The sequence below is a fragment of the Streptomyces sp. NPDC048270 genome (assembly GCF_040652335.1).
Taxonomy (GTDB): domain Bacteria; phylum Actinomycetota; class Actinomycetes; order Streptomycetales; family Streptomycetaceae; genus Streptomyces.
In genome coordinates this window covers 305,788-319,502 of sequence record NZ_JBEZLV010000002.1, presented here as the reverse complement: position 1 = coordinate 319,502, position 13,715 = coordinate 305,788, and the positions used below count along the sequence as shown (strand labels likewise).

The following is a 13,715-nucleotide window of genomic DNA, read 5'->3' as shown; positions in this document are numbered from 1 at the left end:
ATCCCAGGAACCCCAGCCCGGTAGCCTGGTGGGGTGATTGACCTCCGGCTGCTCCGTGAAGACCCTGACCGTGTCCGCGCCTCGCAGCGCGCCCGTGGAGAGGACGTCGAACTCGTCGACGCACTGCTCTCCGCCGACGAGCGCCGCAGGTCCTCCGGCATGCGCTTCGATGAACTGCGCAACGAGCAGAAGACGCTCGGCAAGCTCATCCCGAAGGCCTCCGCGGAGGAGCGGGCCGAGCTCCTGAAGAAGGCCGAGCAGCTCAAGCAGGACGTCAAGGCGGCCGAGAGCGAGCAGAACGAGGCGGACGAAGCCGCCAAGGGGCTCCTGCTCCAGCTCGGCAACATCGTCCACGAGGACGTCCCGGTCGGCGGCGAGGAGGACTTCACCGTCCTGGAGACGCACGGCACCATCCGCGACTTCGGCGCCGAGGGCTTCGAGCCCAAGGACCACCTGGAGCTCGGTGAATCGCTGGGCGCCATCGACGTCGAGCGCGGCGCCAAGGTGTCGGGCTCGCGCTTCTACTACCTGACCGGTGTGGGCGCGCTGCTCGAGCTGGCGCTGGTCAACGCGGCCATCGCCCAGGCCACCGCGGCCGGCTTCATCCCGATGCTCACCCCGGCGCTGGTCCGTCCGCGCGCCATGGAGGGCACCGGATTCCTCGGCCAGGCCGCGGAGAACGTGTACCACCTGGAGAAGGACGACTACTACCTGGTCGGCACCTCCGAGGTCCCGCTCGCCGCGTACCACATGGACGAGATCATCGACGCCGACAAGCTGCCGCTGCGCTACGCCGGCTTCTCGCCGTGCTTCCGCCGCGAGGCCGGCACCTACGGCAAGGACACCCGGGGCATCTTCCGCGTCCACCAGTTCGACAAGGTCGAGATGTTCTCGTACGTCGCGCCGGAGGAGGCCGAGGCCGAGCACCAGCGCCTCCTCGAATGGGAGAAGCAGTGGCTGACCAGCCTCGAGCTGCCGTTCCAGGTGATCGACGTCGCCACCGGTGACCTGGGCGCCTCCGCCTCGCGCAAGTTCGACTGCGAGGCGTGGATCCCGACCCAGGGCAAGTACCGCGAGCTGACCTCCGCCTCGAACTGCGACGGCTTCCAGGCCCGCCGCCTGTCGATCCGGTACCGCGACGGCAAGAAGACCCAGCCGCTGTCCACGCTGAACGGCACGCTGTGCGCCGTACCGCGCACGATCGTGGCGATCCTGGAGAATCACCAGCAGGCCGACGGTTCGGTGTACGTGCCCCAGGCGCTCCGTCCGTACCTCGGCGGCCGCGAGGTCCTGGAGCCGATCACCAAGTGAGCCCGGTCCCGTTCCCGTACAAGCTCGTCGCGACCGACCTCGACGGCACGCTGCTGCGTGGCGACGACACCGTCTCGGAACGCACCCGTGAAGCGCTCGTCGCGGCCACCGCGGCGGGCGCGGCGCACATCGTCGTCACCGGCCGTGCCGTCCCCTGGACCCGGCACGTCCTGGACGATCTCGGCTACAAGGGCATCGCCGTGTGCGGGCAGGGGGCGCAGGTCTACGACGCGGGCGCGCACCGGCTGCTGACGTCGGTGACCCTGGACCGGCAGCTCGCCGGGCTCGCGCTGGCGAAGCTCGAGGCCGAGATCGGTCCGCTGGCCCTGGCGGCCAGTCGGGACGGGGTGGACGGCGAGGTCCTGTTCGGGCCCGGCTACCAGGTGCAGGAGGGCCTGCCGGCCCTGTACCTGGAGGACACCGCCGCGGTGTGGACGGCCCCGCTGAACAAGCTGTACATCCAGCACCCCGGTCTGGACGACGACGCGCTCGTCAAGGTCGCCCGGGAGACGGTGGGCAGCCTGGTCGACATCGTGATGGCCGGTCCCGGGATCGTGGAGATCCTGCCCCTGGGCCTGACCAAGGCGACGGGCCTCTCCCTGGCCGCGCGCCGGCTCGGGGTGAAGGCGGCGGAGACGATCGCCTTCGGCGACATGCCCAACGACATCCCCATGTTCGGCTGGGCGGCGCACGGGGTGGCCATGGCCAACGCGCACGCGGAGCTCAAGGCGGTGGCCGACGAGGTGACGACCTCCAACGACGAGGACGGCATCGCCGTGGTCCTGGAACGTCTGCTGGGCGCCGCATAGCCCGCACGGCTCACGAGAGGTCCGGGGCAGCCCGCGCCAGACGGCGCGCTCGAAGTGGCTGCCCCGGACCTTTTGTTGCTCCCCGCACGACTCACTCTGCCTCTGCCGAAGGCCCCTTACCAGCGAATTTCCGTACGTCAGCCGTGGATCCGGCGGCGTCGCCAGTAGGCGGCGGTCACGACCGCGAGCAGCGGGCCCCACAGCACCAGCGGTGCGTAGCAGAGGGTCATGAGCCACCAGCCCGCTCCGGTGGGCGCGCCCGGCGCAGCCATGTTGGTGCTCCAGTTGAAAGCGGACGCGACGGTGATCAGGGTGACCGCGGTGGCCCCGAGGGCGGCGGGCACGACGGCCGCGAGGGGAGGTATCCGGCGGCCGCGCAGCCAGGGGATCCAGCTCGGCACCACCTCGCCCCAGCGTTGTACGAGGCCGAGGGTGAGCAGGCCCAGGCTTTCGGCGAAGAGGCTGAGGGCCAGCAGGTAGAAGGACCACCTGCCGGGGAAGAGGTCGGCCTCCAGTCCGCTGCCGGCCCCCCAGCCGACGGGGATGCCGACCGCGATGGCGATCCTCCACAGGCCGCTGGGGAGGAGGGTGAGGGCGGCCGCGTGGGCGGCCCACCGGATCGGGCGGCTGACGACGGGGCCGGCGGGAGCGGCGGCCCGATCGGCCGGTGCGGTCGCGGGAGCGGGAGCAGCGGTGAGCGTGGTCATCGTCCAAGTCCTTTGCAGGGGGCGGTGGGTGATGCCCCAAGCCTGGTCGGGCGGGCGCCGCGGAACCATCCGCCGATCAGCGGGCCCGGGCGGCGCGGGACCCGGCCGGGATCTGCCGAACGGCAGATGGCCGGGCCGCTCAGGGGCTCGTAGGGTCGGGGCGTGACCCTGAAACCGAGCGCGTGGTACGCCCCCGCCCTGACCGGGGCGGCCCTGGTGTCCTTGACCGCTTCGGCCCTGCTCGTGCCCCCCAGCTGGACGCTGGCGGGAATGGGCGTGCTGCTGCCTCTGCTGGCCCTGGTGGCCCGCTGGTCCCCGGCGCGGTCCGGGAGCCTCGCGACCGCTCTGGGCGTGGCGGCGGTGGCCCTGTGGCCGGTCCCGCTGGTGTGGGCGGAGGGATCGTGGCTGGAGGTCTGCGGGGCGGCGGCGTTCTGGGCCCTGCCGGCCCTCGGGGCCCTGGCCGCCGGCGGCTACCTGCGCCGCCAGGCGGGCCGGGTGCGGCGGGCCGTACGGGACGCGCGGCGCGACCAGCAGCTGGAACTGGCCCGGGATCTGCACGACTTCGTGGCGCACGACGTGAGCGCGATCGTGGTGCAGGCCCAAGCGGCGCGGTTCGTCGCCGCGCAGGACCCCGGGCAGGCGGTCCGGGCGCTGGAGCGGATCGAGGCCGCGGGACTGAGCGCGCTGGATTCCATGGACCGCACCGTGCACGCGCTGCATGAGGCGGCGGGCGGGCCGACCGCTCCGCTGCCGGGCCTGGCCGCCCTGGCGGAACTGGTGGAGCGGTTCGAGGGTGGCGAGTTGGAGGCCGATCCCGCGGCGCTGGCGGGGCTGAGCCGGGAGGCGGACACCACGGCCTACCGGGTGGCCGTCGAGGCCCTGACGAACGTGCGCCGGCACGCGCCCGGCGCCGCCGTGGTGCGGGTCTCCGTGCGCCGCGCGGGGGCGGGCATGGAGCTCAGCGTGGTCAACTCCGCCGCGCCCCGGAGCACCGGCGGGCTGCTCGGCCGGCTGCGGCAGGGCGGAACGGGCCTGGCCGGGCTGCGCGGGCGGGTGGAAGCCGCGGGCGGAACCCTGCGGGCCGGGGCCGGCCCGGACGGGGGCTGGCGCGTTTGTGCGGTCTTCCCCGCGCAGAGGGACCCCGTCGGGTGATCATGGCGGAGTGACCACACGGATTCTGATAGCCGACGACCAAGAGGACATCCGCAGCGGCTTCCGGCTGATCCTCGACTCACAGCCGGACATGACCGTCGTGGGAGAAGCGGCCGACGGGGAGAGCGCGGTGGCGCTGGCCCGGGAGCTGCGGCCCGATGTGGTGCTCGCGGACATCCGGATGCCGCGGCTGGACGGGCTGGAGGTGACCCGGCTGCTGGCCCCGCGGACCCGCGTGGTGGTGGTCACCACGTTCGACCTGGACGAGTACGTCCACACCGCGCTGCGCAACGGGGCGTGCGGGTTCCTCCTGAAGCGGTCCGGACCCGCCCTGCTGATCGAGGGGGTGCGCGCCGCGATGGCCGGGGACACGCTGATCAGCCCGCAGATCACGGTGCGGCTGCTCAGCACGCTGACCCAGGCGGGGCCGGTCGCCGCCGCGCCGGCGCATCCGCTCACCGAGCGGGAGGTCGAGATCGTACGGCTGGTGGCGCGCGGGCTGACCAATGCCGAGATCGGGGCGGAGCTTTTCATCACCGCGGGGACGGCGAAGACCCATATCGCGAACGTCCAGGCGAAGCTCGGGGCCCGCAACCGGGTGGGGATCGCCGCGTGGGCGTGGGAGCACGGCGTGGCGAAAGCGGAGGCTGGTTAGTCACGTTTCACGTGAAACAGGGTGGCGCTCCCCCGTTCACGTGAAACAGGGTCGCGGTCCTCCCATGTTTCACGTGAAACAGGGCCTCGTTCCTCCCCTGCTACCGCCGGGAGCCGCCCCTTGAGACAGCCTGGCGGGTGAGTGGCCAGGCGAGCAGGCCGACCGAGAGCGCGATGGCGTGGCCGAGGTCGGTGAAGGTGCCGCCGGTGAGGAGGGGGAGCCCGAAGAAGGCGACGGCGCCCGCCAGGTAGAGCCAGCGCCAGGGACTGGGGAGCCGGTAGGTGAGGACCCCGACGGCGGCCGCGATTCCGTAGCTGACGCCGATGTCCACGACGTGGGTCATGCTGCGCGGGGCGCGGTGGGCCTCGATGGCCATCAGGAGGACCTTCTGGCTGACCAGCGTGGCGACGATGTGGGCGGTCGCGACGATCACCAGCCAGCGCAAGGTGCCGAGCCAGCGTTCGACGGGGGCCTGGAACAGCTCGAAGAGCACCGCGTACAGGGCGAGCGAGGCCGGGTTCTCGATCCAGAAGGCACTGCTCAGGAGGGCCCGGACGGGGTGTTCGACCAGCTGGTGGATGTTGCTGCTGTTGCGGTGGAGCAGGATGTGCTCGACCCGGTCGGGGGCGATCACCACGATGATGCTGGTGATCGCGATGATCAAGAGCCAGATGTGCGTTCCGGGCGAGGAGCGTATCCAGGACCACAAGGGCCTGGACCGCTCGGGCTCGGTGCGCTCGATCATGCCCCGATGATGACGCGCAAAGCTGTGCCCCGCCTGGCCGGTGGGCCGGGCGGGGCACAGCTTCGGGCGGGTGGGGCCTACTCCTCGCCGGCCAGGGTGAGGCGGCGCAGCTTCTGCCCCGCGTAGACGGTGGCGCCGACGGTGACCGCGACGAGCAGGACCGCGGCGGTGGGCAGGCCGACGGTGGCGTCGACGTACCCCTCGCCCGCGACCTTCTCGGCCAGGGACAGGGCCCACTGCTGCACGCTGAGGGTCTTGGCGCCGGAGACCAGGCTGCCGAAGAGCGACTCCCAGATCAGGGCGTAGACCAGGCCGAAGACGACCGCGTGCCGGCTGACGGTGCCCAGGAGCAGGAACAGCGCGCTGTAGGCGATCGAGGCCACCAGGGCGGCGATGGTGTAGGCGACGGCGATCTGCTGCCCGTTGCCGTTGAGGATGAATCCGGCGATCAGGGTGGGGATCGCGGAGAAGGCCATGGTGACGGCGATCGCCACGATCAGCTTGGTCATGATGATCGTCGGCCGCTTCACCGGCTTGGAGAGCAGGTAGACGATCGATCCGTCGTCGATCTCGGGGCCGATGGCGCCCGTGCCGGCGATGACACCGATGAGCGGGACCATCGTCGCGAGGGCGAAACCGCCGAGCAGGTCGGCGGCGACCTTGTCGTCCACCCCCGTGAGGGCGCGGACGGCGATCGCGATCAGGATCAGCAGGGCGGGCAGCAGGAAGAGGATCAGCGCACGGCGGCGGCCGAGCAGGGCCCGGTAGGTGAGCCGGGCAACGGTGGGGTCGTACATGGGTGCCAGCTCCTTCAGGCCGCGACGAGGTAGGAGAAGACCGACTCGAGGGACTCGTCGGAAGGCGAGACCGTCAGCAGCCGGATGCCGTGCGCGCGGGCGACCCACGGCAGCAGCTCGGTGAAGCGCCCGAAGTCGACGGCCTGGATGCGCAGGGCGCCTTCCTTCAGGTCGACCTCGATACCGGCCGTGGACGGGTCGGCGATCAGGGCCGCGGCGAGGGCCCGGTCGTCGGAGGAGCGGACGAGGTAGCGGTGCGGGCGGTCCGTCATCAGGCGGCGGATCTTGCGGAAGTCGCCGGAGGCGGCGTGCCGGCCGGCGACGACCACCTCGATGTGGGAGGCCAGCTGCTCGACCTCCTCCAGGATGTGGGAGGAGAACAGGACGGTGCGCCCGTCGTCGCCCATCCGCCGCAGCAGGTCCATCAGCTGCATGCGCTGGCGCGGGTCCATGCCGTTGAACGGCTCGTCGAGGAGCAGCACGGAGGGGTCGTGGACCAGGGCGGAGGCCATCTTCACGCGCTGGCGCATGCCCTTGGAGTACGTGGAGATCTTGCGGTCCTGGGCGTACTCCATCTCCACCGTGGCCAGCGCCCGCTGGGCGTCGGCGTCGCCGAGCCCGTGCAGTTCGGCATTGGCGATGACGAACTCGCGGCCGGTGAGGAAGTCGTACATGGCCTCGCGCTCGGGCACGACGCCGATCTGCTTGTAGACCTGTTCGTTGCGCCAGATCTGCGTGCCGTCGAGGGTGACGGTGCCCGTGGAGGGGGCCAGGAAGCCGCCCATCATGTTGATGAGGGTGGACTTGCCCGCGCCGTTGGGGCCGAGGAGGCCGGTGACGCCGGGACCGATGCGCATGGTCACGTCGTTGACGGCGACGACGTTCCCGAACCAGCGGGAGGTGTGGTCGATGTCGATGATGGTCACAGCCCGGCCTTCCGGTAGCGGGCCATCAGGGCGGCGTAGGAGCCGGCGATGAGGCCGAGGACGACGAGCAGGTAGACGACGCCGGTGCCGGCCGAGGGGCCGTCGCCACCGGGGAAGGCGGTGGTCGCGCCGAGGAAGGCCGTCTGCACCCCGTCGATCAGGGTGATCGGGGAGAACAGGCCCATCCACTCGATGGCTCCGGTGTTCCCGGTGCTGTAGGCGATCCCCTGGACGGCGGTCACCGCGCCGTACGGGATCAGGAGCACGGCGATGATCGCCGCGACGCCGAACCCGCGGCGGGGGGTGAGCGCGGCCATGACGAGGCCGAGGCCGGCGAAGAGCAGCGACAGCAGCAGTACCGACACCAGTCCCTGCCCGAATCCCTTGGTCTGGTCGGCGAAGTCGAACTTCGCCAGCAGCGAGCCGATCCACATGATCAGCAGTGGGGTGGCGGTGAGGATGAACAGGGCCGAGGCCATGGCCGCGAACTTGCCCACCACGTAGTCGACCCGCTCGATGGGCCGCGAGAAGTAGAGCGGAACGGTCTTGAAGCGCAGGTCCCGGGAGACCGACTGGGGTGCCTGGGAGGCCAGGTAGAGACCGATGATCACCTGGGTGGTCAGGGCGTACGTCGTGTACTTGATCGGCAGGTCGGTGGAGCCGGGGATGTTGATGGCCACCGCGACGAGGATCAGCGCGGGAACGCACATCACCGCGAAGAGGATCATCGGCAGGACCTTGGACTTGGCGGACCGGCCGAGTCCGTAGGCGCCGCGCAGGGACTGCGAGAACAGCGACTTGCGGGCGTAGCCGCGGCCGAGCCGCGGGCCGTCATAGGACCGGTAGCCGATGTTGTGGATCTGGGTCGAGGTGTCAGGCGCCATCGGAACCGGCTCCCTTCTGGTGGATGGACCGCGCGGGCTGTTCGTTCTCGCGGAAGACCTCCGCGATGTGGTGGCGGCGCTGCTCCATGCGGACCAGGCCGATGCCGAGGTCGGCGACGGTGTCGCGGACCAGGTCGTACGTCTCCTCGCCCGTGGCCTCCAGCAGGAGGATGTGGCCGGCACCGGGCAGGCCCTGCTCCTCGCCCGCGTGCAGGACGATGCCCGCCTCGGTGAGCGCCTTGCGCAGGGCGGCCGTGCCGTCGGGGTGCGCGTCGGAGTCGGTCACCTCGACCGCGAGGGTCGTGGTGATCTGGGTGAAGTCGCTGGTGGAGCTGGAGCGAAGCAGCTTGCCGCCGTCGACGACCACGACGTGGTCGCAGGTCCGCTCCAGCTCGCCCAGGAGGTGGGAGGTGACCAGGACGGAGATGCCGAAGTCGGTGTAGACGCGGCGGATCAGGCCGAGCATCTCGTCGCGGCCGACCGGGTCGAGACCGTTGGTGGGCTCGTCGAGGAGGACGAGCTGGGGGTCGTGGACGAGCGCCTGGGCCAGTTTGACGCGCTGCTTCATACCCGTGGAGTAGCCGCCGATGGGGCGGTAGCGCTCCTCGTAGAGCCCCACGTGACGCAGGGTGTCGGCGGTGCGTTCCCGCGCCGCGGTGGGCGGGAGCCCGGACATGCGGGCCATGTGGACGACGAACTCGGTGGCCGAGACGTCGGGTGGCAGGCAGTCGTGCTCGGGCATGTAGCCGACGCGTTCACGGATGGCACTGCCATGCGTGGTGACGTCGAGGCCGAGCACGGCGGCGCTGCCCTCGGTGGCGGGGGACAGTCCCAGCAGGATCTTGATCAGCGTGGACTTGCCGGCTCCGTTGGCACCCACGAGCCCGGTCACACCAGGCCCGATGTCCAGGGAGAGCCGGTCGAGGGCGGTCACTCGGGGGTACCGCTTGCTCAGGCTTTCGGTCGCGATGACAGTCACGGCTCCGACGTTAGTGGCGCAGCCCGCGCGAATCGTCAGACCTTGAGCTGGATCCCGTCTCAGCCTTCAGGCGTACATGCCCGTACTGGAGGCTGATGTGGACCGGACAACTTTGTCCACAGGTCTGTGCACGACCCTTGACGTGATCTCCGGTCATTGTCACATTCATCAGTGTCAACTTACGGGCACGTACGGCGACCGAGACGGGTGCTGATCATGGCAGGGGACGATTTTCGCGGGTTCAGGGAAGTGCAGCGCCTCTCCTACGAGTGCGCGGAGTCCGTCGCCGCACAGCTGCGCCCCGGAATGACCGAGCGCGAGGCGGCGCGGATGCAGCGGGAGTGGCTGCGCGAGCGCGGCGTGCGCGACTGGTTCCACCTGCCCTTCGCCTGGTTCGGCGACCGCACCGCCTTCGCGGACTTCAAGATCCCGCTGCAGTTCTTCCCGACGAACCGGAAGCTGGAGCCGGGGATGCCCTTCATCCTCGACATGGCCCCGGTCTACAGGGGATACGCGGCGGACATCGGATACTCGGGCAGCCTCGGCCTCAACCCGGTGCAGGACCGGCTCATGTCGGATCTGCAGGTGCACCGCACCCTGATCCTGCAACAGGTCCGGGAGCGCCGCTCCCTGCGCGAGATCTACGAGAACGTCGAGCGGCTGATGACCCGGCAGGGGTACGCCAACCGGCACCGGGCCTACCCCTTCGGCGTGATCGCGCACAAGATCGACCGGGTCAAGGAGAGGCGCTGGTCCCCGACCGCGTTCGGTTTCGGCACCCAGTCCCTCAAGGGGCTGGCCTCCGACGCCCTGCACGGGCACCGTGAGGGATGGTCCCCGCTGTGGAGCCCGTACCACTTCTCCGATCACGCGCCGCAGCCCGGCCTGTGGGCGGTGGAGCCGCATCTGGGCTTCCGGGGCACCGGTGCGAAGTTCGAGGAGATCCTGGTCGTCACCGACTCCCGGGACCCCGAGGAGAGCGCGTTCTGGCTGGACGACGATCTGCCGCACGTGCGGCGCTGGGCTGAGGAGAAGGCGGCATGAGCGGCATGAACGGCAGCAACGGGACCGGCGCGGCAGGACCGGCGGGCGCGCGCGAGCGCTGGGTGAGCACCGGCGGGGTGGAGCTGTGCGTGGCCGAACTCGGCGACGCCGAACAGCCCACGGTGGTGCTGGTCCACGGCTACCCGGACAGCAAGGAAGTCTGGTCGGAGGTCGCCGAGCGGCTGGCCGCGCGCTTCCACGTGGTGCTCTACGACGTACGCGGCCACGGGCGCTCGACCGCGCCGCAGCCGCTGCGCGGGGGGTTCACCCTGGAGAAGCTGACCGACGACTTCCTGGCGGTGGCCGACGCGGTCAGCCCGGACCGGCCGGTCCACCTGGTCGGCCACGACTGGGGCTCCGTCCAGGGCTGGGAGTTCGCCACCGTCGCCCGCACCGAGGGGCGGATCGCCTCCTTCACCTCGATGTCGGGCCCCTCCCTCGACCACTTCGGTCACTGGATCAAGAAGCGGATGGCCCGGCCCACCCCGCGCCGGGCGGCGCAGCTGCTGGGTCAGGGCGCCAAGTCCTGGTACGTGTACATGCTGCACACGCCCGTACTGCCGGAGCTCGCCTGGCGCGGGCCGCTCGGCAAGCGCTGGCCGGCGATCCTCGAGCGCGTGGAGAAGGTGCCGGCCGGCTCCTACCCGACGGCCTCGCTGCCCTCGGACGCGGCGCACGGCGCCTGGCTCTACCGCGACAACGTGCGCCCGCGGCTGCGCCGGCCCCGCCCGGACGCGTACGCCCACGTGCCCGTGCAGCTGATCACCCCGACCGGGGACGCCTTCCTGTCCGAGCGGCTCTACGACGACCTGGAGGGCTGGGCCCCGGACCTGGTGCGCCGCACCCTGCCCGCCAAGCACTGGGTGCCCCGGACCCGGCCCGACCAGCTGGCGGCGTGGATCACCGAATTCGTCACGGCCCGGGAGGAGCCCGCCACCCGGGCCCCGGAGCAGAAGGCGCCGGGGAAGCACGCCGACCGCTTCGGCGGCCAGCTGGTCCTGGTCACCGGCGCGGCCAGCGGCATCGGCCGGGCCACCGCCTTCGCCTTCGCCGAGGCCGGAGCGCGGGTGGTGGCCGTGGACCGGGACGCCGAGGGCGCGGCGCGCACCGCGGACATGGCCCGCCTGGTCGGCGCCCCCGAAGCCTGGGGCGAGTGCGCGGACGTCAGCGACGAGCAGGCCATGGAGAAGCTCGCGGCGAAGGTGGCCGCGGAGTACGGGATCGTGGACGTGCTGGTCAACAACGCCGGGATCGGCCTGTCCGGGGCCTTCCTCGACACCAGCGCCGAAGACTGGAAGAAGGTCCTCGACGTCAACCTGTGGGGCGTGATCCACGGCTGCCGGATCTTCGGCAAGCAGATGGCCGAGCGCGGCCAGGGCGGACACATCGTCAACACCGCCTCCGCCGCCGCCTACCTGCCCTCCAGGACCCTGCCCGCCTACAGCACCTCCAAGGCCGCGGTGCTGATGCTGTCGGAATGCCTGCGCGCCGAGCTGGCCTCGAAGTCGATCGGCGTCTCCGCGATCTGCCCCGGCATCGTCAACACCAACATCACCGCCACCTCGCGCTTCGCCGGGGTGGACGAGGCCGAGGAGAAGCGCCGCCAGGAACGCTCCTCGCGGCTGTACGGGCTGCGCAACTTCCCTCCGGAGAAGGTCGCCGACGCGATCCTGCGGGCCGTGGTGCGCAACGAGGCCGTGGTGCCGGTGACTCCCGAGTCCAAGGGCGCCCTGTGGATGTCCCGCTTCGCCCCGCGCACCCTGCGGCGCATCGCGAGGCTGGAGCCCCGGCTGTGACCGGGGCCCGGTATCCGATCAGCCCGCGCCGGGTGGCCTTCGACTGGAAGGCCACACCGCTGCACTGGATACCCGACGAGCCCACCGCCACCCATGTGATCAACGTGCTGCACCTGCTGCTGCCCGCCGGGGAGCGGTGGTTCGTCAAGGTCTTCAAGGAGGGCCTGCCCCTGGTCACCGACCCCGAGCTGCGCAAGGACGTCAAGGGCTTCATGGGCCAGGAGGCCACGCACAGCGTGCAGCACGCCTTCGTACTGGACCACCTCGCCGAGCAGCGGCTGGCGACCGGGGCGTACACGCGGCACGTGGACTTCCTCTTCGAGAAGCTGCTGGGGGAGACCCCGCCGTTCGGGGCGCCGATCACGGCGCGGGAGTGGCTGCGCTTCCGGCTCGCGCTGGTCGCCGCCATCGAGCAGTTCACCGCGGTCCTCGGGGACTGGGTGCTGCGCGCCGAGGGCCTGGACCGGGCGGGTGCGGACGAGATCATGCTGGACCTGCTGCGCTGGCACGGCGCGGAGGAGGTGGAGCACCGCTCGGTCGCCTTCGACATGTACCAGCACTGTGGGGGAGCCGGCCTGCCCCGCTACGCACGGCGCGTCGAGGGGATGGTCGTGGTCGCGCCCGTCCTGGCGTACCTGTGGGTGTGGGGGGCCTCGTACCTCATGCGCAACGACCCCGAACTCGGCGGCCGGCAGCGCTATTCGCTGCGCGGACACAACCGGGCGGTGGCCAAGGGCCTGCTGCCCACGTGGAGAGAGCTCGGCACGGCCATACCCCGCTACTTCCGGCGGTCGTACCATCCCTCGCAGGAGGGCTCGCTGCGCAGGGCGGTCGAGTACCTCGCGGCGTCACCCGCCGCCCGGGCCGCGGCGGGTGCGGTCGGCAGAGCCGCGATGTCGTAGGGAGCCGGGATTGTCCGATCAGGCGGTGGCCGAATACCGGATCGAGGATCTGGCGCACCACAGCGGAGCGACGGTGCGCACGATCCGCGCGTACCAGGACCGGGGTCTGCTGCCGAAACCGGAGCGGCGGGGCCGCTCCAACGTCTACCGGGACACGCATCTGGCGCGGCTGCGGCAGATCGCGGACCTGCTCGACCGCGGCTACACGCTGGCCTCCATCAAGGAGCTGTTGGAGGCCTGGGACGCCGGGCGCGGGCTGGGGGGCGTGCTCGGCCTGGTCGCCGAGGTGCACGGGCCGTGGACCGACGAGGAGGCGGCCCGCATCAGCCGGGAGGAGCTGAACGAGCGCTTCGGCGGCAAGCCGGACGACGAGGCGGTGGACGAGGCCTGCGAACTGGGAGTGCTGGAGCGGATCCCGGAGCGCCCGGACCAGTTCCTGGTGCCCTCGCCGCAGGAGCTGGCGGTGGCCGCCGAGCTGTACGCGGCCGGCGTGCCGCTGTCCGCGATCACCGGCCACCTGCGGGAGCTGCGCGGGCAGGTGGAGCACATCGCCTCGCGGTTCCTGGAGTTCACCACCGAGCACGTCTTCGCCCGCTACCTCGGGCAGGTGCCCCCGACCGACACGGACGCGGCGGAGGCGGCGACGATGGTGCGCCGGCTGCGGCCGCTGGCGCAGCAGACCGTGGACGCGGAGCTGGCGCGGGCGATGCGGCTGTTCGCGACCCGGCATCTGCAGCGGCACCTGGGGGCGGGCGGGTCACCGCAGCCGGCGGGTCCCTCTCCGGTGGCGCTGCCGGCGGGGACGGTACGTGCGGTGCAGGAGCTCGTCGGCCCCGATCACGTGGCGGAGTTCGTCCGGGCCGCGACGGAGCGGGAGCTCCAGGCCCGGACGATGAACGATCTGGCACGCCGGGCGGAGCCCGGACAGTAGTCCACAGGGCGGATCACGCGTTTGCCGTCAAAACCCGCCCAAACGGCTGTGGACAAGTCCCGTTTTCCTGTGGGCAA

Annotated in this window: 14 protein-coding genes; 8 read left to right on the top strand and 6 right to left on the bottom strand. The window is 71.4% G+C overall.

Annotated features, from left to right (window positions below; translation table 11 throughout):
* Window positions 1-33: 33 nt before the first annotated feature.
* Together serS and AB0D66_RS02895 are read left to right on the top strand one after the other, a co-directional pair.
* Window positions 34-1,311, top strand: a complete 1,278-nt coding sequence (gene serS / locus AB0D66_RS02900) for a serine--tRNA ligase (RefSeq protein ID WP_362295644.1) — start codon at window positions 34-36, stop codon at window positions 1,309-1,311.
* On the top strand, window positions 1,308-2,120 hold the full coding sequence (locus AB0D66_RS02895) for an HAD family hydrolase (RefSeq protein WP_362295641.1): 813 nt from the start codon (window positions 1,308-1,310) through the stop codon (window positions 2,118-2,120). Before serS ends, AB0D66_RS02895 begins: the two co-directional genes overlap by 4 nt.
* Before the next feature lie 137 nt (window positions 2,121-2,257).
* Here AB0D66_RS02895 and AB0D66_RS02890 read toward each other — a convergent pair whose 3' ends face one another.
* Window positions 2,258-2,827 carry a hypothetical protein gene (locus AB0D66_RS02890; protein ID WP_362295638.1) on the bottom strand — a complete coding sequence of 190 codons (570 nt, stop codon included), beginning with the start codon at window positions 2,825-2,827 and terminating at the stop codon, window positions 2,258-2,260.
* A gap of 162 nt (window positions 2,828-2,989) precedes the next feature.
* Between AB0D66_RS02890 and AB0D66_RS02885 the strand changes: the two genes are divergently transcribed.
* Both AB0D66_RS02885 and AB0D66_RS02880 read left to right on the top strand, forming a co-directional pair.
* The gene (locus tag AB0D66_RS02885; protein WP_362295635.1) at window positions 2,990-3,979 is read left to right on the top strand and encodes a histidine kinase; all 990 of its coding nucleotides are present in this window, start codon (window positions 2,990-2,992) and stop codon (window positions 3,977-3,979) included.
* Window positions 3,980-3,989: 10 nt separating this feature from the next.
* Complete coding sequence (locus AB0D66_RS02880) at window positions 3,990-4,634, top strand: response regulator transcription factor (protein ID WP_362295632.1); 645 nt, start codon at window positions 3,990-3,992, stop codon at window positions 4,632-4,634.
* 100 nt (window positions 4,635-4,734) lie between these two features.
* Here AB0D66_RS02880 and AB0D66_RS02875 read toward each other — a convergent pair whose 3' ends face one another.
* The 5 genes from AB0D66_RS02875 to AB0D66_RS02855 all read right to left on the bottom strand — a co-directional run bounded on the left by AB0D66_RS02875 (window position 4,735) and on the right by AB0D66_RS02855 (window position 8,965).
* The gene (locus tag AB0D66_RS02875) at window positions 4,735-5,379 is read right to left on the bottom strand and encodes a rhomboid-like protein (RefSeq protein ID WP_362295629.1); all 645 of its coding nucleotides are present in this window, start codon (window positions 5,377-5,379) and stop codon (window positions 4,735-4,737) included.
* A 77-nt stretch (window positions 5,380-5,456) separates the two neighbouring features.
* On the bottom strand, window positions 5,457-6,176 hold the full coding sequence (locus AB0D66_RS02870) for an ABC transporter permease (protein ID WP_362295626.1): 720 nt from the start codon (window positions 6,174-6,176) through the stop codon (window positions 5,457-5,459).
* 14 nt (window positions 6,177-6,190) lie between these two features.
* Window positions 6,191-7,102, bottom strand: a complete 912-nt coding sequence (locus AB0D66_RS02865) for an ABC transporter ATP-binding protein (protein WP_362295623.1) — start codon at window positions 7,100-7,102, stop codon at window positions 6,191-6,193.
* Window positions 7,099-7,986 (bottom strand): ABC transporter permease subunit, encoded by an 888-nt coding sequence (locus AB0D66_RS02860; protein WP_362295620.1) that lies wholly within the window; start codon window positions 7,984-7,986, stop codon window positions 7,099-7,101. The genes AB0D66_RS02865 and AB0D66_RS02860 overlap by 4 nt, the downstream gene beginning before the upstream one ends.
* On the bottom strand, window positions 7,976-8,965 hold the full coding sequence (locus AB0D66_RS02855) for an ABC transporter ATP-binding protein (RefSeq protein ID WP_362295617.1): 990 nt from the start codon (window positions 8,963-8,965) through the stop codon (window positions 7,976-7,978). Before AB0D66_RS02855 ends, AB0D66_RS02860 begins: the two co-directional genes overlap by 11 nt.
* Before the next feature lie 216 nt (window positions 8,966-9,181).
* Between AB0D66_RS02855 and AB0D66_RS02850 the strand changes: the two genes are divergently transcribed.
* From AB0D66_RS02850 to AB0D66_RS02835, 4 genes are read left to right on the top strand one after another with little or no spacing between them, the layout of a single operon-like run.
* Entirely contained in the window at window positions 9,182-10,009 is an 828-nt protein-coding gene (locus AB0D66_RS02850; protein WP_362295614.1) for a M24 family metallopeptidase, read from the top strand.
* The gene (locus AB0D66_RS02845; RefSeq protein ID WP_362295611.1) at window positions 10,006-11,805 is read left to right on the top strand and encodes an SDR family oxidoreductase; all 1,800 of its coding nucleotides are present in this window, start codon (window positions 10,006-10,008) and stop codon (window positions 11,803-11,805) included. Before AB0D66_RS02850 ends, AB0D66_RS02845 begins: the two co-directional genes overlap by 4 nt.
* A complete protein-coding gene (locus AB0D66_RS02840; protein ID WP_362295608.1) occupies window positions 11,802-12,707 on the top strand; it encodes a metal-dependent hydrolase in 906 nt (301 codons plus the stop codon). The genes AB0D66_RS02845 and AB0D66_RS02840 overlap by 4 nt, the downstream gene beginning before the upstream one ends.
* A 10-nt stretch (window positions 12,708-12,717) precedes the next feature.
* The gene (locus AB0D66_RS02835) at window positions 12,718-13,638 is read left to right on the top strand and encodes a MerR family transcriptional regulator (RefSeq protein WP_362295605.1); all 921 of its coding nucleotides are present in this window, start codon (window positions 12,718-12,720) and stop codon (window positions 13,636-13,638) included.
* Window positions 13,639-13,715 lie beyond the last annotated feature (77 nt).